The 662-nt window shown below is 56.2% G+C and carries 1 protein-coding gene and 1 pseudogene; one reads left to right on the top strand and one right to left on the bottom strand.

Annotation, left to right across the window (positions count from 1 at the left end; genetic code table 11):
- The first annotated feature begins 96 nt into the window (after nucleotides 1–96).
- On the top strand, nucleotides 97–405 hold the full coding sequence (locus A3730_RS29000; protein ID WP_039926707.1) for a hypothetical protein: 309 nt from the start codon (nucleotides 97–99) through the stop codon (nucleotides 403–405).
- Here the strand turns inward: A3730_RS29000 and A3730_RS28995 are convergent.
- Nucleotides 406–662 (bottom strand): annotated as a pseudogene (locus tag A3730_RS28995) (glyceraldehyde-3-phosphate dehydrogenase); the annotation flags it as partial.

Genomic DNA, 662 nt, shown 5'->3' with positions numbered 1-662 from the left:
ACGTGTTCCCGGGGTCCATAATGGTTATGGTCCTTATTAACGGTTTTCGCTACATTGCGGAACAGTCCCTTACCCGATTGACCACGCAGGCCAACAATGAAAAAAACAGCAGAACGAGCAGAGCTGCTCAAGGACATGATTCAGGAAGCCATTGAAGATGGCGCCACCACCGTGGAAGACGTGCACCAGCATATTGCCGGGCTACCGTTTGACGCGCTGGAGAAGCTGGGCCTCTTTGAAGACAAGGCGCCAGCCCTGAAAGAAAAACAGCGCAAGACCATCGGCCTGGTGTACGACACCATTCGCAAGGTGAATCAGGAAGTGGGCGCGCTGATCTCCGAACAGTTTGCGGCACTGGAAGATGCGCGCACCGCAGCTAAAAACATGGACGAAAAAGAAGACTGATCAACGCCAGCTGGACCCCGCCTGAATATACCAGGCGGTCTCCTCCGGCCCCCGGGCAATATCAATCCCCATCGTCATCCCGTACCGGCGAGCGATCAGATAGCGAAACCCGCTACCGTAGCTATTGGCCACTTCGGCGTCTGACAAATCCGAAAGGCTTTCTGCGGCACGTCCACCGCCACCAAAAAAGTTGAACCGCCAGCGAGGGCTGGCTTTCCAGATCGCCTCCACTTCTGCCACCGCGACCGCCTTACCCT

Source organism: Alcanivorax sp. HI0044, assembly GCF_001634945.1.
This window is presented reverse-complemented; position numbering and strand designations above follow the sequence as displayed.